13 protein-coding genes and 1 pseudogene are annotated in these 13,017 nt (G+C 63.4%); 7 read left to right on the forward strand and 7 right to left on the reverse strand.

Going from position 1 to position 13,017, the window contains the following annotated elements; translation table 11 throughout:
* Nucleotides 1-63 precede the first annotated feature (63 nt).
* From ACS13N_RS09505 to ACS13N_RS09515, 3 genes are all read left to right on the forward strand, one after another.
* A complete protein-coding gene (locus tag ACS13N_RS09505; protein ID WP_438931440.1) occupies nt 64-2,031 on the forward strand; it encodes a sensor histidine kinase in 1,968 nt (655 codons plus the stop codon).
* Nucleotides 2,032-2,056: 25 nt separating this feature from the next.
* Nucleotides 2,057-3,373 (forward strand): sigma-54-dependent transcriptional regulator, encoded by a 1,317-nt coding sequence (locus ACS13N_RS09510; RefSeq protein WP_438931441.1) that lies wholly within the window; start codon nt 2,057-2,059, stop codon nt 3,371-3,373.
* A 73-nt stretch (nt 3,374-3,446) separates the two neighbouring features.
* Nucleotides 3,447-4,925, forward strand: a complete 1,479-nt coding sequence (locus ACS13N_RS09515; RefSeq protein WP_438931442.1) for an FAD-binding oxidoreductase — start codon at nt 3,447-3,449, stop codon at nt 4,923-4,925.
* 61 nt (nt 4,926-4,986) lie between these two features.
* On the opposite strand, the gene ACS13N_RS09520 is transcribed toward ACS13N_RS09515, so the two are convergent.
* The 3 genes from ACS13N_RS09520 to ACS13N_RS09530 form a co-directional block, all read right to left on the reverse strand.
* On the reverse strand, nt 4,987-5,724 hold the full coding sequence (locus ACS13N_RS09520; RefSeq protein ID WP_438931443.1) for a DUF2278 family protein: 738 nt from the start codon (nt 5,722-5,724) through the stop codon (nt 4,987-4,989).
* Between the two features lie 135 nt (nt 5,725-5,859).
* The gene (locus ACS13N_RS09525; RefSeq protein WP_438931444.1) at nt 5,860-6,411 is read right to left on the reverse strand and encodes a TlpA disulfide reductase family protein; all 552 of its coding nucleotides are present in this window, start codon (nt 6,409-6,411) and stop codon (nt 5,860-5,862) included.
* 101 nt (nt 6,412-6,512) lie between these two features.
* A complete protein-coding gene (locus ACS13N_RS09530; protein WP_438931445.1) occupies nt 6,513-7,028 on the reverse strand; it encodes an O-acetyl-ADP-ribose deacetylase in 516 nt (171 codons plus the stop codon).
* 126 nt (nt 7,029-7,154) lie between these two features.
* Here ACS13N_RS09530 and ACS13N_RS09535 point away from each other — a divergent pair, with 126 nt between their 5' ends.
* Entirely contained in the window at nt 7,155-7,679 is a 525-nt protein-coding gene (locus ACS13N_RS09535; RefSeq protein WP_438932819.1) for a hypothetical protein, read from the forward strand.
* A gap of 45 nt (nt 7,680-7,724) precedes the next feature.
* Here ACS13N_RS09535 and ACS13N_RS09540 read toward each other — a convergent pair.
* Nucleotides 7,725-7,853 (reverse strand): annotated as a pseudogene (locus tag ACS13N_RS09540) (MFS transporter); the annotation flags it as partial.
* A 31-nt stretch (nt 7,854-7,884) separates the two neighbouring features.
* Nucleotides 7,885-8,433, reverse strand: a complete 549-nt coding sequence (locus ACS13N_RS09545; RefSeq protein ID WP_438931446.1) for an RBBP9/YdeN family alpha/beta hydrolase — start codon at nt 8,431-8,433, stop codon at nt 7,885-7,887.
* Between the two features lie 118 nt (nt 8,434-8,551).
* Between ACS13N_RS09545 and ACS13N_RS09550 the strand changes: the two genes are divergently transcribed.
* The gene (locus ACS13N_RS09550) at nt 8,552-9,010 is read left to right on the forward strand and encodes an Lrp/AsnC family transcriptional regulator (RefSeq protein ID WP_438932820.1); all 459 of its coding nucleotides are present in this window, start codon (nt 8,552-8,554) and stop codon (nt 9,008-9,010) included.
* A 19-nt stretch (nt 9,011-9,029) separates the two neighbouring features.
* Here the strand turns inward: ACS13N_RS09550 and ACS13N_RS09555 are convergent, their stop codons facing one another.
* Nucleotides 9,030-9,857 carry an SDR family NAD(P)-dependent oxidoreductase gene (locus tag ACS13N_RS09555; protein WP_438931447.1) on the reverse strand — a complete coding sequence of 276 codons (828 nt, stop codon included), beginning with the start codon at nt 9,855-9,857 and terminating at the stop codon, nt 9,030-9,032.
* A gap of 99 nt (nt 9,858-9,956) precedes the next feature.
* On the opposite strand from ACS13N_RS09555, the gene ACS13N_RS09560 reads away from it, so the two are divergent.
* Together ACS13N_RS09560 and ACS13N_RS09565 are read left to right on the forward strand one after the other, a co-directional pair.
* Nucleotides 9,957-10,331 carry a heavy metal-responsive transcriptional regulator gene (locus ACS13N_RS09560; RefSeq protein WP_438931448.1) on the forward strand — a complete coding sequence of 125 codons (375 nt, stop codon included), beginning with the start codon at nt 9,957-9,959 and terminating at the stop codon, nt 10,329-10,331.
* A gap of 47 nt (nt 10,332-10,378) precedes the next feature.
* Complete coding sequence (locus ACS13N_RS09565) at nt 10,379-11,365, forward strand: alpha/beta hydrolase (protein WP_438931449.1); 987 nt, start codon at nt 10,379-10,381, stop codon at nt 11,363-11,365.
* Between the two features lie 62 nt (nt 11,366-11,427).
* On the opposite strand, the gene ACS13N_RS09570 is transcribed toward ACS13N_RS09565, so the two are convergent.
* Entirely contained in the window at nt 11,428-12,993 is a 1,566-nt protein-coding gene (locus tag ACS13N_RS09570) for an MFS transporter (RefSeq protein ID WP_438931450.1), read from the reverse strand.
* Nucleotides 12,994-13,017: the final 24 nt, after the last annotated feature.

A 13,017-nucleotide genomic window follows, 5' to 3' on the forward strand; every position in this document is an offset into this window, starting at 1 on the left:
TTTTTGGGGAAGCCCCTCGTGACTCACACGACGGCCAGTGCGGCAGTGGAAGGCAAGGTAGGAATGTCATCCCCCGCCTCCGCCGCCCACCTCCAGCCGATGTCCGATCCCGATTTCTCCTTCACCAGCGCTTCCGGTTCGCGACGCGGGTTCTGGTGGCTGGTGGCCGCCGGGCTCCTGGTGGTGATGGCCGTGGTGTGCGCGACCACCTTTGTAGTGACGTGGAACCGCGGCCTTGTGCAGGCGCAACAAGCGGCCGGTGGCCGGGTCGACCGCTACGCCGCCAACCTCAAGAGCACGCTCGACCGCTACGAATACCTGCCGGCGCTGGTGGCGCTGCATCCGTTCATCCACGATCTGCTGGCCAATCCGACGCTGGCCAACGTCGAGCGCGCCAACCGCTACCTGCGTGAGGTCAATGATCGCGCGCATGCTACGGCCACGTACGTGATTGCCCCCAGCGGCCGGGCGATGGCGGCATCCAACTACAGCCAGCCCGACAGTTTTGTCGGCGCGGAATACCTGTTCCGACCGTACTTCCAGCAGGCAGCAGCGGGCCACGTCGGGCGTTTCTACGGTATCGGCATCACGCGCGAAGAGCCTGGCTACTACATCTCGCAACCCGTCATGCAAGACGGCCGCGTGATTGGCGTGACGGTGGTCAAGCTCAACCTCGAATGGTTTGGCCGCGCCAGTCACGATGCGTCGGAGCCCGTGATGGTGGCCGACGAGAACGGCGTGATCTTCCTGTCTTCCGTGCCAGCGTGGCAGTACCGCACCGTCGAGCCCTTGACGCCCCATCTGCAAGCGCAGCTGGAATCCACCCGCCAGTACTACCGCAAGCAGATCACGCCGCTGCCGCTGCAGCCCGAGGCGCCTGCATTCCTGCGGTTGACCGGGCGCCTGCCCGAAGGCGCGGAGCTTGTGCGTATCGGCGAGCGCCTGAATGCCACGCGCTATCTGCAGGTCTCGCGCGATCTGGTCGAACCCGATTGGACGCTGATGTACCTGACCCCCTTAGACCCGGTGATGAGCGCTGCGCGTAGCGCCACGGTGGCCGCCGCGTTTGCCTTCGCGTTTGCGTGCCTGCTGCTGTTCTACTGGCGCCAGCGCCGTCTGCGCATGATGGAAATGCTGCGCAGCCGCAGGATGCTCGAAACCGCATACGACCAGCTCGAACGCCGCGTCGAAGACCGCACCGCCGACCTGATGGCCACCAACGAGCAGCTCCAGCACGAGATCGTCGACCGCACGCGCGCTGAAGCCGAGCTGCGCGCCACGCAGGATGAACTCGTGCAGGCCAGCAAGCTCGCCGCGCTGGGCCAGATGGCCGCCGGCATCACACACGAGTTGAACCAGCCGCTGGCCGCGCTGCGCACCTTCTCCGATAACACGCGCATCCTGCTGGAGCGCGGCCAGCACGGCGCCGCCACCGACAACCTGCAGGCCATTGCCGACCTGACCGAACGCATGGGCAAGATCACCGCGCAGCTCAAGCTGTTCGCGGGCCGCTCACGCCGTAAGCACAGCGATGTGCAGGTGCGCGTGGCGCTCGATCACTCGCTGGCGCTGCTGCGTCCGCGCCTGGGCGATGTGCGGCTGGAACTGCATTGGCGCGTGCCCGAAGTCGAAGCTATCGTCCGCGCCGATGAGCTCAAGCTTGAGCAGGTGCTCATCAACCTGATCGGCAATGCGCTAGATGCGATCGGCGCCCGTGATGCCACACGCCCAGGTCGCATCGACATCGACATCGGCCCCGTAGAGGGCGCACCGTCGCAGTTGAGCACGCAGTTGAGTATTACGGTGCGCGACAATGGCGCCGGCATTCCGCCCGATGCGATGCCGCATCTCTTCGAGCCGTTCTTCACCACCAAGGAGATCGGCCAGGGACTGGGCCTGGGGCTGGCAATCTCCACCAGCATCGCGCGCGACTTTGGCGGCTCGCTGTCGGCCGCGAACGTGCCGGGTGGTGGGGCGCAATTTACGCTGACACTGGTACGCGCCGAAGTGACCTTGGCCAATCCTTCCTGAACTGTTTTTCACACGCATACGACCCATGTCCGAAGGCTTGAACGTTCTCTTCATCGAAGACGACCCGCCTGTGCGCCAGGCCACCGCGCAGAGCCTGGAACTGGCCGGCTTCAACGTGCAGGCGTACGGTAGCGCCGAAGAAGCCGTCGGCAAGATCGACGCGAATTTCCCCGGCGTGGTCGTGAGCGACCTGCGCTTGCCAGGCGCCAGCGGCATGGACGTGCTCGCACATTGCCAGTCGTTCGGCACGGGGATTCCCGTGGTGCTCGTCACCGGCCACGGCGACATCACCATGGCCGTGCAGGCGATGCGTGATGGCGCATTCGACTTTATCGAGAAGCCGTTCCCCGCCGAACGCCTGACCGAGACCGTGCGCCGCGCCGTCGAGCGCCGCGCGCTGGAGCTGGAAAACCGCGCGCTGCGCCGTGAGCTGGCCGGGCCGGCGGCGGGCACGCGCATCATCGGGCGCTCGCCTGCGATGGGTGCCGTGCGTGCGTTGATCGAGAACGTGGCGACCACCGATGCGCCGGTGCTCATCAACGGTGAGACCGGCACCGGCAAGGAACTGGTCGCACGCAGCCTGCACATGCTGTCGCCGCGCCATGACAAGCCGTTCATCGCGCTCAACTGCGGCGCGGTGCCCGAGGCGATTTTCGAGAGCGAGATGTTCGGCCACGAGGCCGGCGCGTTCACCGGTGCGGGCAAGCGGCGCATCGGCAAGCTGGAGCACGCCTCGGGCGGCACGCTGTTCCTCGACGAGATCGAGAGCATGCCGATCGCGCTGCAGGTGAAGCTGCTGCGTGTTTTGCAGGAAGGTGCGTTGGAGCGGCTGGGCTCGAACGCCTCGGTGCGCATCGACGTGCGCATCGTGGCGGCGGCCAAGGGCGACATGGAAGCGTTGATCGACGCAGGCGGTTTCCGGCGTGACCTGTACTACCGCCTGAACGTGGTCGCCATCGACCTGCCGCCGCTGCGCGAACGCCGCGAAGACATCATCCCGCTGTTCGAACACTTCCTGCTCGAAGCCGCCGTCCGCTACCAGCGTCCGCTGCCGATGCTGGCCGAACGCCAGCGTCACGAGTTGATGCAATCAAGCTGGCCCGGCAACGTGCGTGAACTGCGCAACGCGGCGGACCGCCTCGTGCTCGGCGTCGGCCGCACGCCGGTGGTGACGGACGCGTCGGAAGACGGCATGCCGCTCAAGGAGCGTGTGGAGCGTTACGAGCGCACGGTGATTGCCGAAACCCTGGCGCGCACGGGTGGTTCGGTGCACCAGGCGGCGGACATCCTGCAGGTGGGCCGTGCCACGCTGTACGACAAGATCAAGCGGTACGGCCTGTAACACCATGTTCTGATAGTCGGTGTTGCACCCAGAAGAAACCGCTGCACCGTAGCGGCGCGGAAGAGGAGAGGGGATGGAGCAGAACGATCCGGGATCGGAGGATGCACGCGTTTCGGCCACGCTCCCCGACCCTGCGCGCCGCAGGCTGCTGCAGGCCGTAGCGGCGGGCGCGGCGCTCTCTGCGTTGCGTCCATTGCCAGTGTGGTCGACATCCTCGGGGGTGTTGGTCAACGATGTGACCGGCCTCAACGCAACCTGGGTCGACCGGCAACGGGCTCCACGCACAGCGGATGACGTCTGTCAGGCAATCGTCCAGTGGCCGGGTCCAATCAGCATCGGGGGCGCACGCTATAGCATGGGCGGGCAGATTGCCGCCGAGCATAGCCTGCACCTGGACATGCGGCAGCTCAACCGTGTGGTGCGCTATGACGCAGCAGCCAAGGTGGTGCGCGTGCAGACGGGCATGCGCTGGCGTGATCTGCAAACGGTGATCGATCCCGACGATCTGTCGGTGAAGATCATGCAGAGCTATGCCAACTTCACTGTCGGTGGCGCGCTGTCGGTGAACGCACACGGGCGCTACGTCGGTGCGGGTCCGGTAATCAACTCGGTGCGTGCGATTCAGGTGGCGCTTGCAGATGGCTCGCTGGTGGAGGCCTCACGCACGAGCAACGCAGATCTGTTCCATGCCGCAATCGGTGGCTATGGAGCGATTGGTGTCATCACCGAAGCAGAGCTGGATTTGGCGCCCAATGTGGTGATGGAACGCCGTGTACATCGCATGCCTGTGAGCCGCTACCCAGTGTTCTTTCGGGAGCAGGTGCGGGGAGATCCGCAGGTGGTCATGCACAACGCCGACCTGGCACCGCCTCACTTCAATCAGGCGACTGCGGTCAGTTGGTCTTCGACCGACAAGCCGGTCACGGTCCAGGATCGGCTTGTCCCGCAGGGGCAGTCCTACAAGATCGATCAAGCGGTGATGTGGGGCGTTGCCAAGCTTCCCGGCGGTGATCTGGTTCGCAAGGACGTGATTGATCCACTGCGCTATCTCGGTCATCCGGTGGTACGGCGCAATTACGAGGCCAGTCTCGATGTGGCGTCGCTTGGCCCGCTGGCGGCGGGAGGCAGTCTCTATGCGCTCCAGGAATATTTCATACCGGTAGCGCAGTTCGATGCGTTCGTGCCGCGCATCGCTGCAATCTTGCGCCGCAATCACGCCCACGCGATCAATATCTCCGTTCGCCATGCACCGCCCGATACGGGTTCGTGGCTGGCTTGGGCGCGAGAGGAGGTTTTTTCGTTTGTGTTGTATTACTGGCAAGGCGTGTCCGCCGCAGACCAGAAGCGGGTCGGCATCTGGACGCGCGAACTGATCGATGCTGCCCTGGCATTGGGTGGAACGTACTATCTGCCGTATCAGTTGCACGCAACGCCGGCACAGTTCGCACGCGCGTATCCGAAGGCGCCGCAGTTGCTGGCACTCAAGGCACGCCTGGATCCAGAGAACCGGTTCCGCAACAAGCTGTGGGACAAATACTGCCCAACTTCATAGCAGTTGAGTTGATTGGTGCAACAAGAACGCCCGGTACCAACCGGGCGTTTTTCATGCGCGATCAGCCAAGAATCGGCTTGGCCCCGGGCACTGGATATCCGCGCGCATCCGTGGGGACCCGCTGCGTCTGGAACGCAATGAACAGTGCCTGGAACTGGCCGTCGATCTCCACGATGACGGCGCCATCCTGCTGCGTGCCGTTTTCGCGCGAGTGGTCTTTCACGCCAGGCTGGTGGACGACCGGGTTGCCCTGGTTCATGTGCGTCTCGTGCAGGCCGTTGTGCTGCGGCTCGAACAGGTAGCCGAAGCCGTATACGGTCACGTCGGCGCGCGGCGGCCAGCCCTTGCGGTCGTCGTCGCCGGAGCTGCCGTGATAGACGTAGTCGATCGGCGCGGCGGTGCGGTCGAGCGTGAGCATGGTGTCGACCAGCGCATTGATGTCGTTGTGCTCGGTCGCGGTGTCGAGCGCGATCGGCTGCATGTTCGGAAAGTCGACCAGACCTGTGTCGCGCACGTAATCGATGCGCGGGAGGCCGTCTTGATGCAGGCCCGGAGCGAGCGCGGCGAGGTCTGCGGTCATCGGCAGCTTGAAGTCCTGCGTCCACTGATAGAGCACGTGGTAACCGGCCTCGCCCGCGCCCGGCATGGTCGAGTCGGACTTCACGTTGGCGAGCACGACAAACTCCGCGCTGTCCGGCGCCTCCACCACGATCGCGTAGTGCGGGTTGCCGTTGTAGCCATCGAGGTAGGGCACGCCAAACTTCAGCTTGCCCTTGAACATGCAGTAGTGATTGGCCATGCGATTGCTCCCTCTTGCGGTGCGTTCATGGACTGCCATTGCAGCAGCACTGCGTGAACCTTGTGTGGAAGGCTCCGCGCTCGCAAACAAAAACGCCCGGCATCGACCGGGCGTTCTGATGGGTGGGGAGCGCGCTTAGGCCTGCTTGCCCAGCGTGTCCTTCAGGAGCGCATCGAACGCGCTCCACTCCGGCTCGCCCACGTAGCGCTTGAGGATGCGGCCGTCACGGTCGACCAGGAAGGTGGTGGGGGTGAGTTGCACGTCGCCGAAGGCCTTGGCGGCGGAGCCATCGGCGTCCATCGCCACCTTGAAGGGCAACTGGCGCGTCTGGCTGAAGTTCATCACGTACATCGGCGCGTCGTAGCTCATCGCCACGGCCACGTATTCCAGGCCCTGACCCTTGTACTTGTTGTACGTCTGGATCATGTTCGGCATTTCCTTGACGCACGTGGTGCAGCTCGTCGCCCAGAAGTTGACGAGGTAGACCTTGCCCTTCAAGTCTTGCGTGGAGAGCTTCTGCCCATCGAGCAGCGTGAAGGTGGCCGTCGGCACGTGTTGCGACGGCGAGAACGCGCGCCAGCCGAACCAGCCGGCAACCGCCAGCACCAGCACGATGACGGGCAGCAGCCAGCGGCGGCCGGAAGCGGCAGCGGGCGCGGTGGCAGAGGAGGTCAGGGTCGAGGCCATATCGGCAACGGCTCCGGAAATGGGGAACAAACGTCTATTGTAGGCCCGTCGCGCCGAGCCCGCTGGCTGGCTGCGACATTCTGTCTATTGCGATTTCAGCGTCACTTTCCACTGGCGAGCGCCGTTTCGTAAAGCACCAAGTCTGCTGCGGAGAAGCAGCAGAAGGTGATCTCGTCGAGGCCGGTGCCGTGCTCGCGGGCCATGCGCACGGCAATCGGGGCGGCCAGCTGCGGCGGGAAGCCATACACGCCGGTGCTGATGCATGGAAACGCGATCGTGCGCACGTCGTGCTGCCGCGCAAGCGCCAGGCTGTTGCGATAGCAGGCGGCCAGCAGCGTCGCTTCGTCCTGGCGGCCGCCGCGCCAGATCGGCCCGACGGTGTGGATGACGTAGCGCGCGATCAGGCCGAAGCCCGGCGTGAGCTTGGCCTCCCCGGTGCGGCAGCCGTGGAGTGCGCGACACGCCTCCAGTAGTTCCGGCCCAGCGGCGCGGTGGATGGCGCCGTCCACGCCGCCCCCACCCAGCAGCGAGCTGTTGGCGGCATTGACGATGGCATCGCAGTCGAGCGTCGTGATGTCGCCGCGCAGGGCTCGCAGGGTGGTGGTCAGGGGAGGCATGGCGCTGTCCTTGGGGATGAGGCGACGGTCTCTGTCCGATAATAGGCTGCTGGTGACCCGACAAAACAAGACGGAGGCGGCGTGGCAGTCACAACAACGGCAGGTTGGCGAATAGGTTTAGGTGTGATGGCGTGTGCGTTGCTGATGGCGTGCTCGCCAAAGTACGACTGGCGCACGGTGCATTCTGACGAAGGTGCCTACGCCGTCGACTACCCCGCCAAGCCTACTGCCGAGGCTCGCCCTATCGCCATCAACGGCCAGCGCCTGCCGATGACAATGCAGGCTGCCAGCATCGACGGCACGCTGTTCGCCATCGGCGTGGTGGTATTGCCGGCAGACGATCCGGTCTGGCGCCAGCAAGCGGTGGATGCATTGCGCGCGGGGCTGTCAGCCAACCTCAAGGGCAACGTGGTCGTGCATGACATCGCAGTGAAGACAGCGGCGCAACCGCCGCTGTCGTTGCCCGCCGTGGAGTTGGTTGCGCAGGGGGCCGGCGGCGATGACCCCGCACCGCGCCGCCTGACCGCCCGCGTGGTTGCCACCGGCAAGCACGCCTATCAGGCGGTCGTGCTGGAATCCGGTGACGCCGCACGGGACGTTCGGCAGCAGGAGCAGGTCGAGCAATTTCTCACCAGCTTCCATCCGTACTAGAGCCGTGCCCCAGAAATTGAGACCTCCGGCGAATCAGCAGATCCTGACAAAGATGGAAATCGGCAACGTTGCCAGCGCCGGGTTCGGTGCCAGCATGTTGCCGATGATGGCGCCGGCCAGGGCTTGCGCAATGGCCAGACGCAGAACGTGAGGATTGCGTCTTGAATTGAACATCAGTTCAGAGATTCGCTTGCGAGATTGCCTGTCACGCAAGTGTGCTGACATCAAAATTCCGCAGAAGCAGGTAGCCCTCAGCCCAATCGTCCAGTTGACTCGCGGCATTCAAATGCCCGCGTGCTCCGACGTCGAGAAATTCGCTGCCCCATGCACTGGCGCAGGACGTTGCGTAACTGATCGCCGCATAGGGATCGTTGTTGCTTGCAACCACGATGCTGCGAAATGGCAATTTTGCTGACGGTACGGGCGAGAACCCGATGCACGAGGCGCTGGGAAAGGCTGATGCCGATGGGTCTGGAGCAGCGACGAGCAGCGCACCGCGAATTGGGGCCGTGTGACGCGAGGCCCAATGCACAACCGCGAGGCACCCGAGACTATGCGCGACGATGATCGTATCGGGACCAAGCGCCGCCACGTCACGATCGATTGCCGCCACCCATTCGTCGCAGACGGCGTGATCCCAGTCTTCGACCTTCATGCGACGCCAGTGCCCTGGCTTCGCGGCCTCCCAGATGCTTTGCCAGTGTGTTGCTCCCGAATTGCCGTAACCGGGCACGATCAGAACGCGTTGACTCATGTTTAGCCTCCTTGAATGAGTGTCCAGTGTAAAAGCCGATGGCCTCTGTCAGAATGGCCGAACAAATGAAATCGTTGCCCGCTGGCTTCGATTGCAAGGAGTTGAAGGGTCTATGCGAATGAAACCAAAGGCGGTGGAGCTGGATCGACTCGACTGGCGCATTCTCGAGGCGCTACAAGCGCATGCGCGCATGACGAATACCGAGTTGGGCAAACAGATCGGACTGTCGCAACCAGCGGTCACTGCCCGTATCAAAAGACTGGAAGAGCAAGGCGTCATCGAGGGATACGGGGCGCGGATCAATCCGGGTCTCGTAGGGCGTGGCATCGCGGCGATCGTGCGGATCCGCACCACCCATGCTCAGATCAAGCAGTGCCTGAGTGCCTTCGAAGCGATGCCTGAAATCGTCGAGGCGCACCGGATCACCGGCGAGGACTGTTTCATGGTCCGCATGGTGGTCGAAGAGATGGCACAACTCGAAGTGGCAATCGATGCGCTGGCCAGATTCGGACCGGTCACGACCTCGGTCGTGCTGGCGAGCTATCCTCCGAAAACGATCCGTGGCGCTCAACCTTGACCGGTTACCCGGCCGTGCTCTACGCGCTGGCGTCCCCTGCCTGTAGTTCCCGAGCGCCTCTCGGTCGAAGGATTTTCTCAACCAGGCGCGCCGACATCTCGCGGCTCAACAGCCTTTGCAGATTGGCAAGCAGCCGATTCTGCGTCCCGACAATCCGATAGCTCCGATTGCGGTCCAGCGCCCACAATGCGTCCTGCACGACGCGCGCGACAGGCATCGGCGTGCCGACAGCCGCTTCCTTTGCGCCCACGACATCAAAGAAGCCAGTTTGCGTCGCACCAGGACATAGCGCGAGAACCCGAATGCCGCGATGCCGGTTCTCAGCCCAAACGGCTTCCGAAAATGACAAAAGAAAGGCCTTGGTTGCGCCGTAGATCGCCATGTAAGGATCGGGCTGAAATGCGGCTGTTGACGCGACGTTAACGACGGCGCCATCGGATCGCGCCTGCATCCCCGGCAGCAGAAGATGGGTCAGTTCGATCGCCGCCATGCAGTTCACCAGCACTTCATCGCGCTGGCGCGCCCACGGAATCGTTTCGAAGCGTCCGTAAGCCGCAAAGCCCGCGTTGTTGATGAGGACATCGACGACCGTGCCGGTCGCTTTGAGAAGATGCGCGACCGTCGGGACGGCGTCCGTTGCGCTCAGGTCAACCGTCAGGAAATCTGCGTCGCAGGCGTAGTCACGTCGCAATTCAACGGTCAGATCGTGCAGCTTGTCGCGAGAGCGTGCAACCAGCAGAAGTTTCGCGCCACGTTTGGCTAACGCATAGGCAAACTCGCGCCCGATACCTGACGATGCTCCCGTGATGAGTGCCGTTTTTCCGCGAAAATCGAAACAGTCTTTCATGGCCCGCTGGTGAAGTGGAAAGTGGGCCGGACTGTAAACCGTTGACTAAAGGCAACGGTCAAGCCCTAATGACGGTCCACAACACGGGGTAGACACAGCATGCGCATCGGCGAACTCAGCAAGCGAGCGGGCGTTTCGCGCGATACCGTGCGCTACTACGAGCGCATGGGGCTGCTGGACAAGGCAACACAGCCGCACGCGACAAACACGTACAAGCGCTATTCCGAACGCTCGCTGCAGCGGATACGGCTGATCATCCACGCGAAAGCGTTGGGCTTCACCCTCGCGGAAATTAACGACGTCATTCATGTATGGGATAGCCCGACGTTCGCCGTTGCACAGAAGGTCGCCTGTCTGCAAGCAAAGCTTGCGGAACTCGACGAAAAGAGCCATGCGCTGACCATGCTGCGCGCGGGGCTGCTGAATGCGATGGACAAAGTCGGCAGCGATTGTGCCGATGGGGACGTCGCCTAAGAAGTGTCGTTGTCGATAACAACAAGCCGTCTCAAACAGGAGCCTCAGTGGCCGCGTACGAACACGATCTACAGATGCCCAAGGCAAGCTACAAGACGGAAACCTACTGGGAGCAGTACCAATCCTTTTTTCCCGCACATGCGCGAGTCACCGCCGCCAGTGGACCGAATGAAGAGTGGTTACGTTGGAGAGGCGCATCGATCCATGTTGATCGATTTCCCTGTGCGGCATCGTCGTTGACGGTGATCGTTGTGCATGGAGGAGGGGGATACGGCCGGCTGTTCGCGCCGATTGGCAAGCTACTGCACGGCGCCGGCTACGAGGTGGTCGCCCCGGATCTGCCGGGGTATGGCTTGAGTCAAGCGCCCCCTTCACTGGTGACCTATCAGGCGTGGATCGACTTGCTGTGCGATCTGGCGTCCATCGAGTACCAGAACACTGGGCGACGCGTCGTATTGTGCGGCGGAAGCCTGGGTGGCTATCTGGCTTACCTGTGCGCGGCGCGGATGGGCGGCGGTCCGATCGCCGGCGTGATCGCCACGACCCTGGCAGATCCGCGCTCGTCTCTGGTGAAGCGACAGTTTGCCCGCAACGCGCTGGTGCGCCACGTGATGATGCCGCTGTTGCCCTTCAGCGCCGCGCTGGTTGGCGGACTGCGGCTGCCCGTGAAGTGGTTTACCAAAATGGGTGCGATGTCGAATGACCCCGCGCTGAACCGGCTCGTTGCCCAAGACCCTCATGGTGGCGGTGTACGTGTGCCGGTCAATTTCATGCAGTCCATTTTCTCCGTGCAGCCGGACATCGAGCCCGAGGACTTCGATCATTGCCCTCTCCTGCTGGCACACCCGGAGAACGATCGCTGGACGGGTTTTGAATCGAGCCGGCAGTTCTTTGACCGCATCAAGGGCGACAAAGCCTTGGTGATGCTGGAAAACTGCGGTCACTTTCCGGTGGAGGCGCCAGGCATCGCGCAACTGGAACAGGCTTCGATCCGATTCCTGCGGGAGATTGCCAACAACCGATCGCGCGTGTGACCGCGCGACACTGGTTTGTTGTGATGAGGCCAGCGGAGCATGACTGCCGCGCTGGCGGATGGTCATGCCTGAGCTTTTTTGTCCGAGAAGATCAGGAAACTGACACCGGCGAGCACGCAGACAGCAATGCCGCTGTAGAGCATGATCCCGCCGAAACCATGCACGAGAGCCGCGCGGCCAGTTGCCGCCATCGTCTCCGGAGACATGGATGCCCACGCGCCACCGTTGGCGGAAGCCAGGTTCCCGGACGCAATACTGTTGGCCAGCGCGCGCGTGGAGGTCTCGTCGAACGGTTTGGCCAGCGCAACTTGCAGATGTTGCAACACCCCTTGCATCAACAGAAATCCCATCAAGGCGATGTTGATGGCCAGGGAGATCATGCGGGCGCTCATGTCGATGCCGGATGCCATGCCGGCGCGTGTGCTGGGCACCGAGCCCGTGGTGGTGTTGGTCACAGGGGTATTGGTAATGCCCAGGCCCGCGCCAGCCAGCAGGCAGCCCGGCAGCACGGTCAGCCAGCTTGCCTGTTCGATACGGCTGCCGATGAGCATCAGGAAGAACCCCAGCCCGATGGTGAGCAAGCCGGCCGGAATGACGATGCCCGGCCGGTAGCGCAGCGCCAGTCGTTCGCCGATGGGTGGGAACACCAGCGTAGGCAAGGTGTAGGCCAGCAACGACACGCCTGCGGCAGCCGGACCTTGCCCCAGGGCACTCTGGAAGTAGATGGGCAAGTAGATGATGAACGGCCAGAAGCTGAAGTTCATGCCCACTGAGCCCAGCAACGCGCCCGAGAAATTGCGCACCCGGAATACCGAGAAGTCGAACATCGGGTGCGCGACGCGCGTTTCCACGATGAGGAACAGCACGAAACTGGCCGCACTCGCCGCGATGACGCTCAGGGCGGAAGCGCTGCCGAATCCCGTCTCGGCGCCCTGCGTCACGAAGTACGAAAGTCCCAGCACGGCGAGGGATAGGGTGACGATGCCCGCCAGGTCCAGTCTCCTTGCATGCGGATCACGCGATTCGCGCACGCCGATGCAGGCCAGAGCGAGCGTCAGGGCGGCGATGAAGACATGCACCCAGAAAACCCACTGCCAGTTGGACAGGGCGACGATCAGGCCACCGATCAGCGGTCCGAACCCGAGTCCGATACCGAAGATGATCCCCCAGATGCCGAACGCCCTGGCGCGTTCGGCGCCTTCGGGGAACTGGTGCGAGAGCACCGCCACGAGGCAAATGAGCATCGCGCCGCCGCTCGCGCCTTGCAAGAAGCGGCTGGCGATCAGGACAGGCGTACTCCACGCCAGGCCGCACAGCAGCGAGGCGACGCCAAACAGTGCGATGGTGCAGAGGAATACGCGCTTGCGCCCATAGCGGTCGGCCAGCGTTCCCGTCGCCATCAGTACGGCGGTGCAGGCGATGGTGTAGGCATTCATGATCCACTGCATGCCGCTGAAATCGCCATGCAGTGCGACTTCCAGCGTGGGCAGGATCACTGGCACGCTGGAAATCTCCAACCCGAACATCAGGGCGGCCAGGCACACGGCCAGTAGCGCCACCGTGTTGCGAGCGGCAAAGGGATGGTCTGTCTGCGGCCGGGGCGGCTGCTCGATGTCATGCGCCTGCATGGCTGTTTCACTCCGAGATTTAGG

The sequence above is a fragment of the Ralstonia sp. 24A2 genome (assembly GCF_051783885.1).
Taxonomy (GTDB): Bacteria; Pseudomonadota; Gammaproteobacteria; order Burkholderiales; family Burkholderiaceae; genus Ralstonia.

Coding starts and splice junctions, on each gene's coding strand:
- ACS13N_RS09505 (WP_438931440.1), top strand. CDS start 64: ATGTCATCCCCCGCCTCCGCCGCCCACCTCCAGCCGATGTCCGATCCC.
- ACS13N_RS09510 (WP_438931441.1), top strand. CDS start 2,057: ATGTCCGAAGGCTTGAACGTTCTCTTCATCGAAGACGACCCGCCTGTG.
- ACS13N_RS09515 (WP_438931442.1), top strand. CDS start 3,447: ATGGAGCAGAACGATCCGGGATCGGAGGATGCACGCGTTTCGGCCACG.
- ACS13N_RS09520 (WP_438931443.1), bottom strand. CDS start 5,724: ATGGCCAATCACTACTGCATGTTCAAGGGCAAGCTGAAGTTTGGCGTG.
- ACS13N_RS09525 (WP_438931444.1), bottom strand. CDS start 6,411: ATGGCCTCGACCCTGACCTCCTCTGCCACCGCGCCCGCTGCCGCTTCC.
- ACS13N_RS09530 (WP_438931445.1), bottom strand. CDS start 7,028: ATGCCTCCCCTGACCACCACCCTGCGAGCCCTGCGCGGCGACATCACG.
- ACS13N_RS09535 (WP_438932819.1), top strand. CDS start 7,155: ATGGCGTGTGCGTTGCTGATGGCGTGCTCGCCAAAGTACGACTGGCGC.
- ACS13N_RS09545 (WP_438931446.1), bottom strand. CDS start 8,433: ATGAGTCAACGCGTTCTGATCGTGCCCGGTTACGGCAATTCGGGAGCA.
- ACS13N_RS09550 (WP_438932820.1), top strand. CDS start 8,552: ATGAAACCAAAGGCGGTGGAGCTGGATCGACTCGACTGGCGCATTCTC.
- ACS13N_RS09555 (WP_438931447.1), bottom strand. CDS start 9,857: ATGAAAGACTGTTTCGATTTTCGCGGAAAAACGGCACTCATCACGGGA.
- ACS13N_RS09560 (WP_438931448.1), top strand. CDS start 9,957: ATGCGCATCGGCGAACTCAGCAAGCGAGCGGGCGTTTCGCGCGATACC.
- ACS13N_RS09570 (WP_438931450.1), bottom strand. CDS start 12,993: ATGCAGGCGCATGACATCGAGCAGCCGCCCCGGCCGCAGACAGACCAT.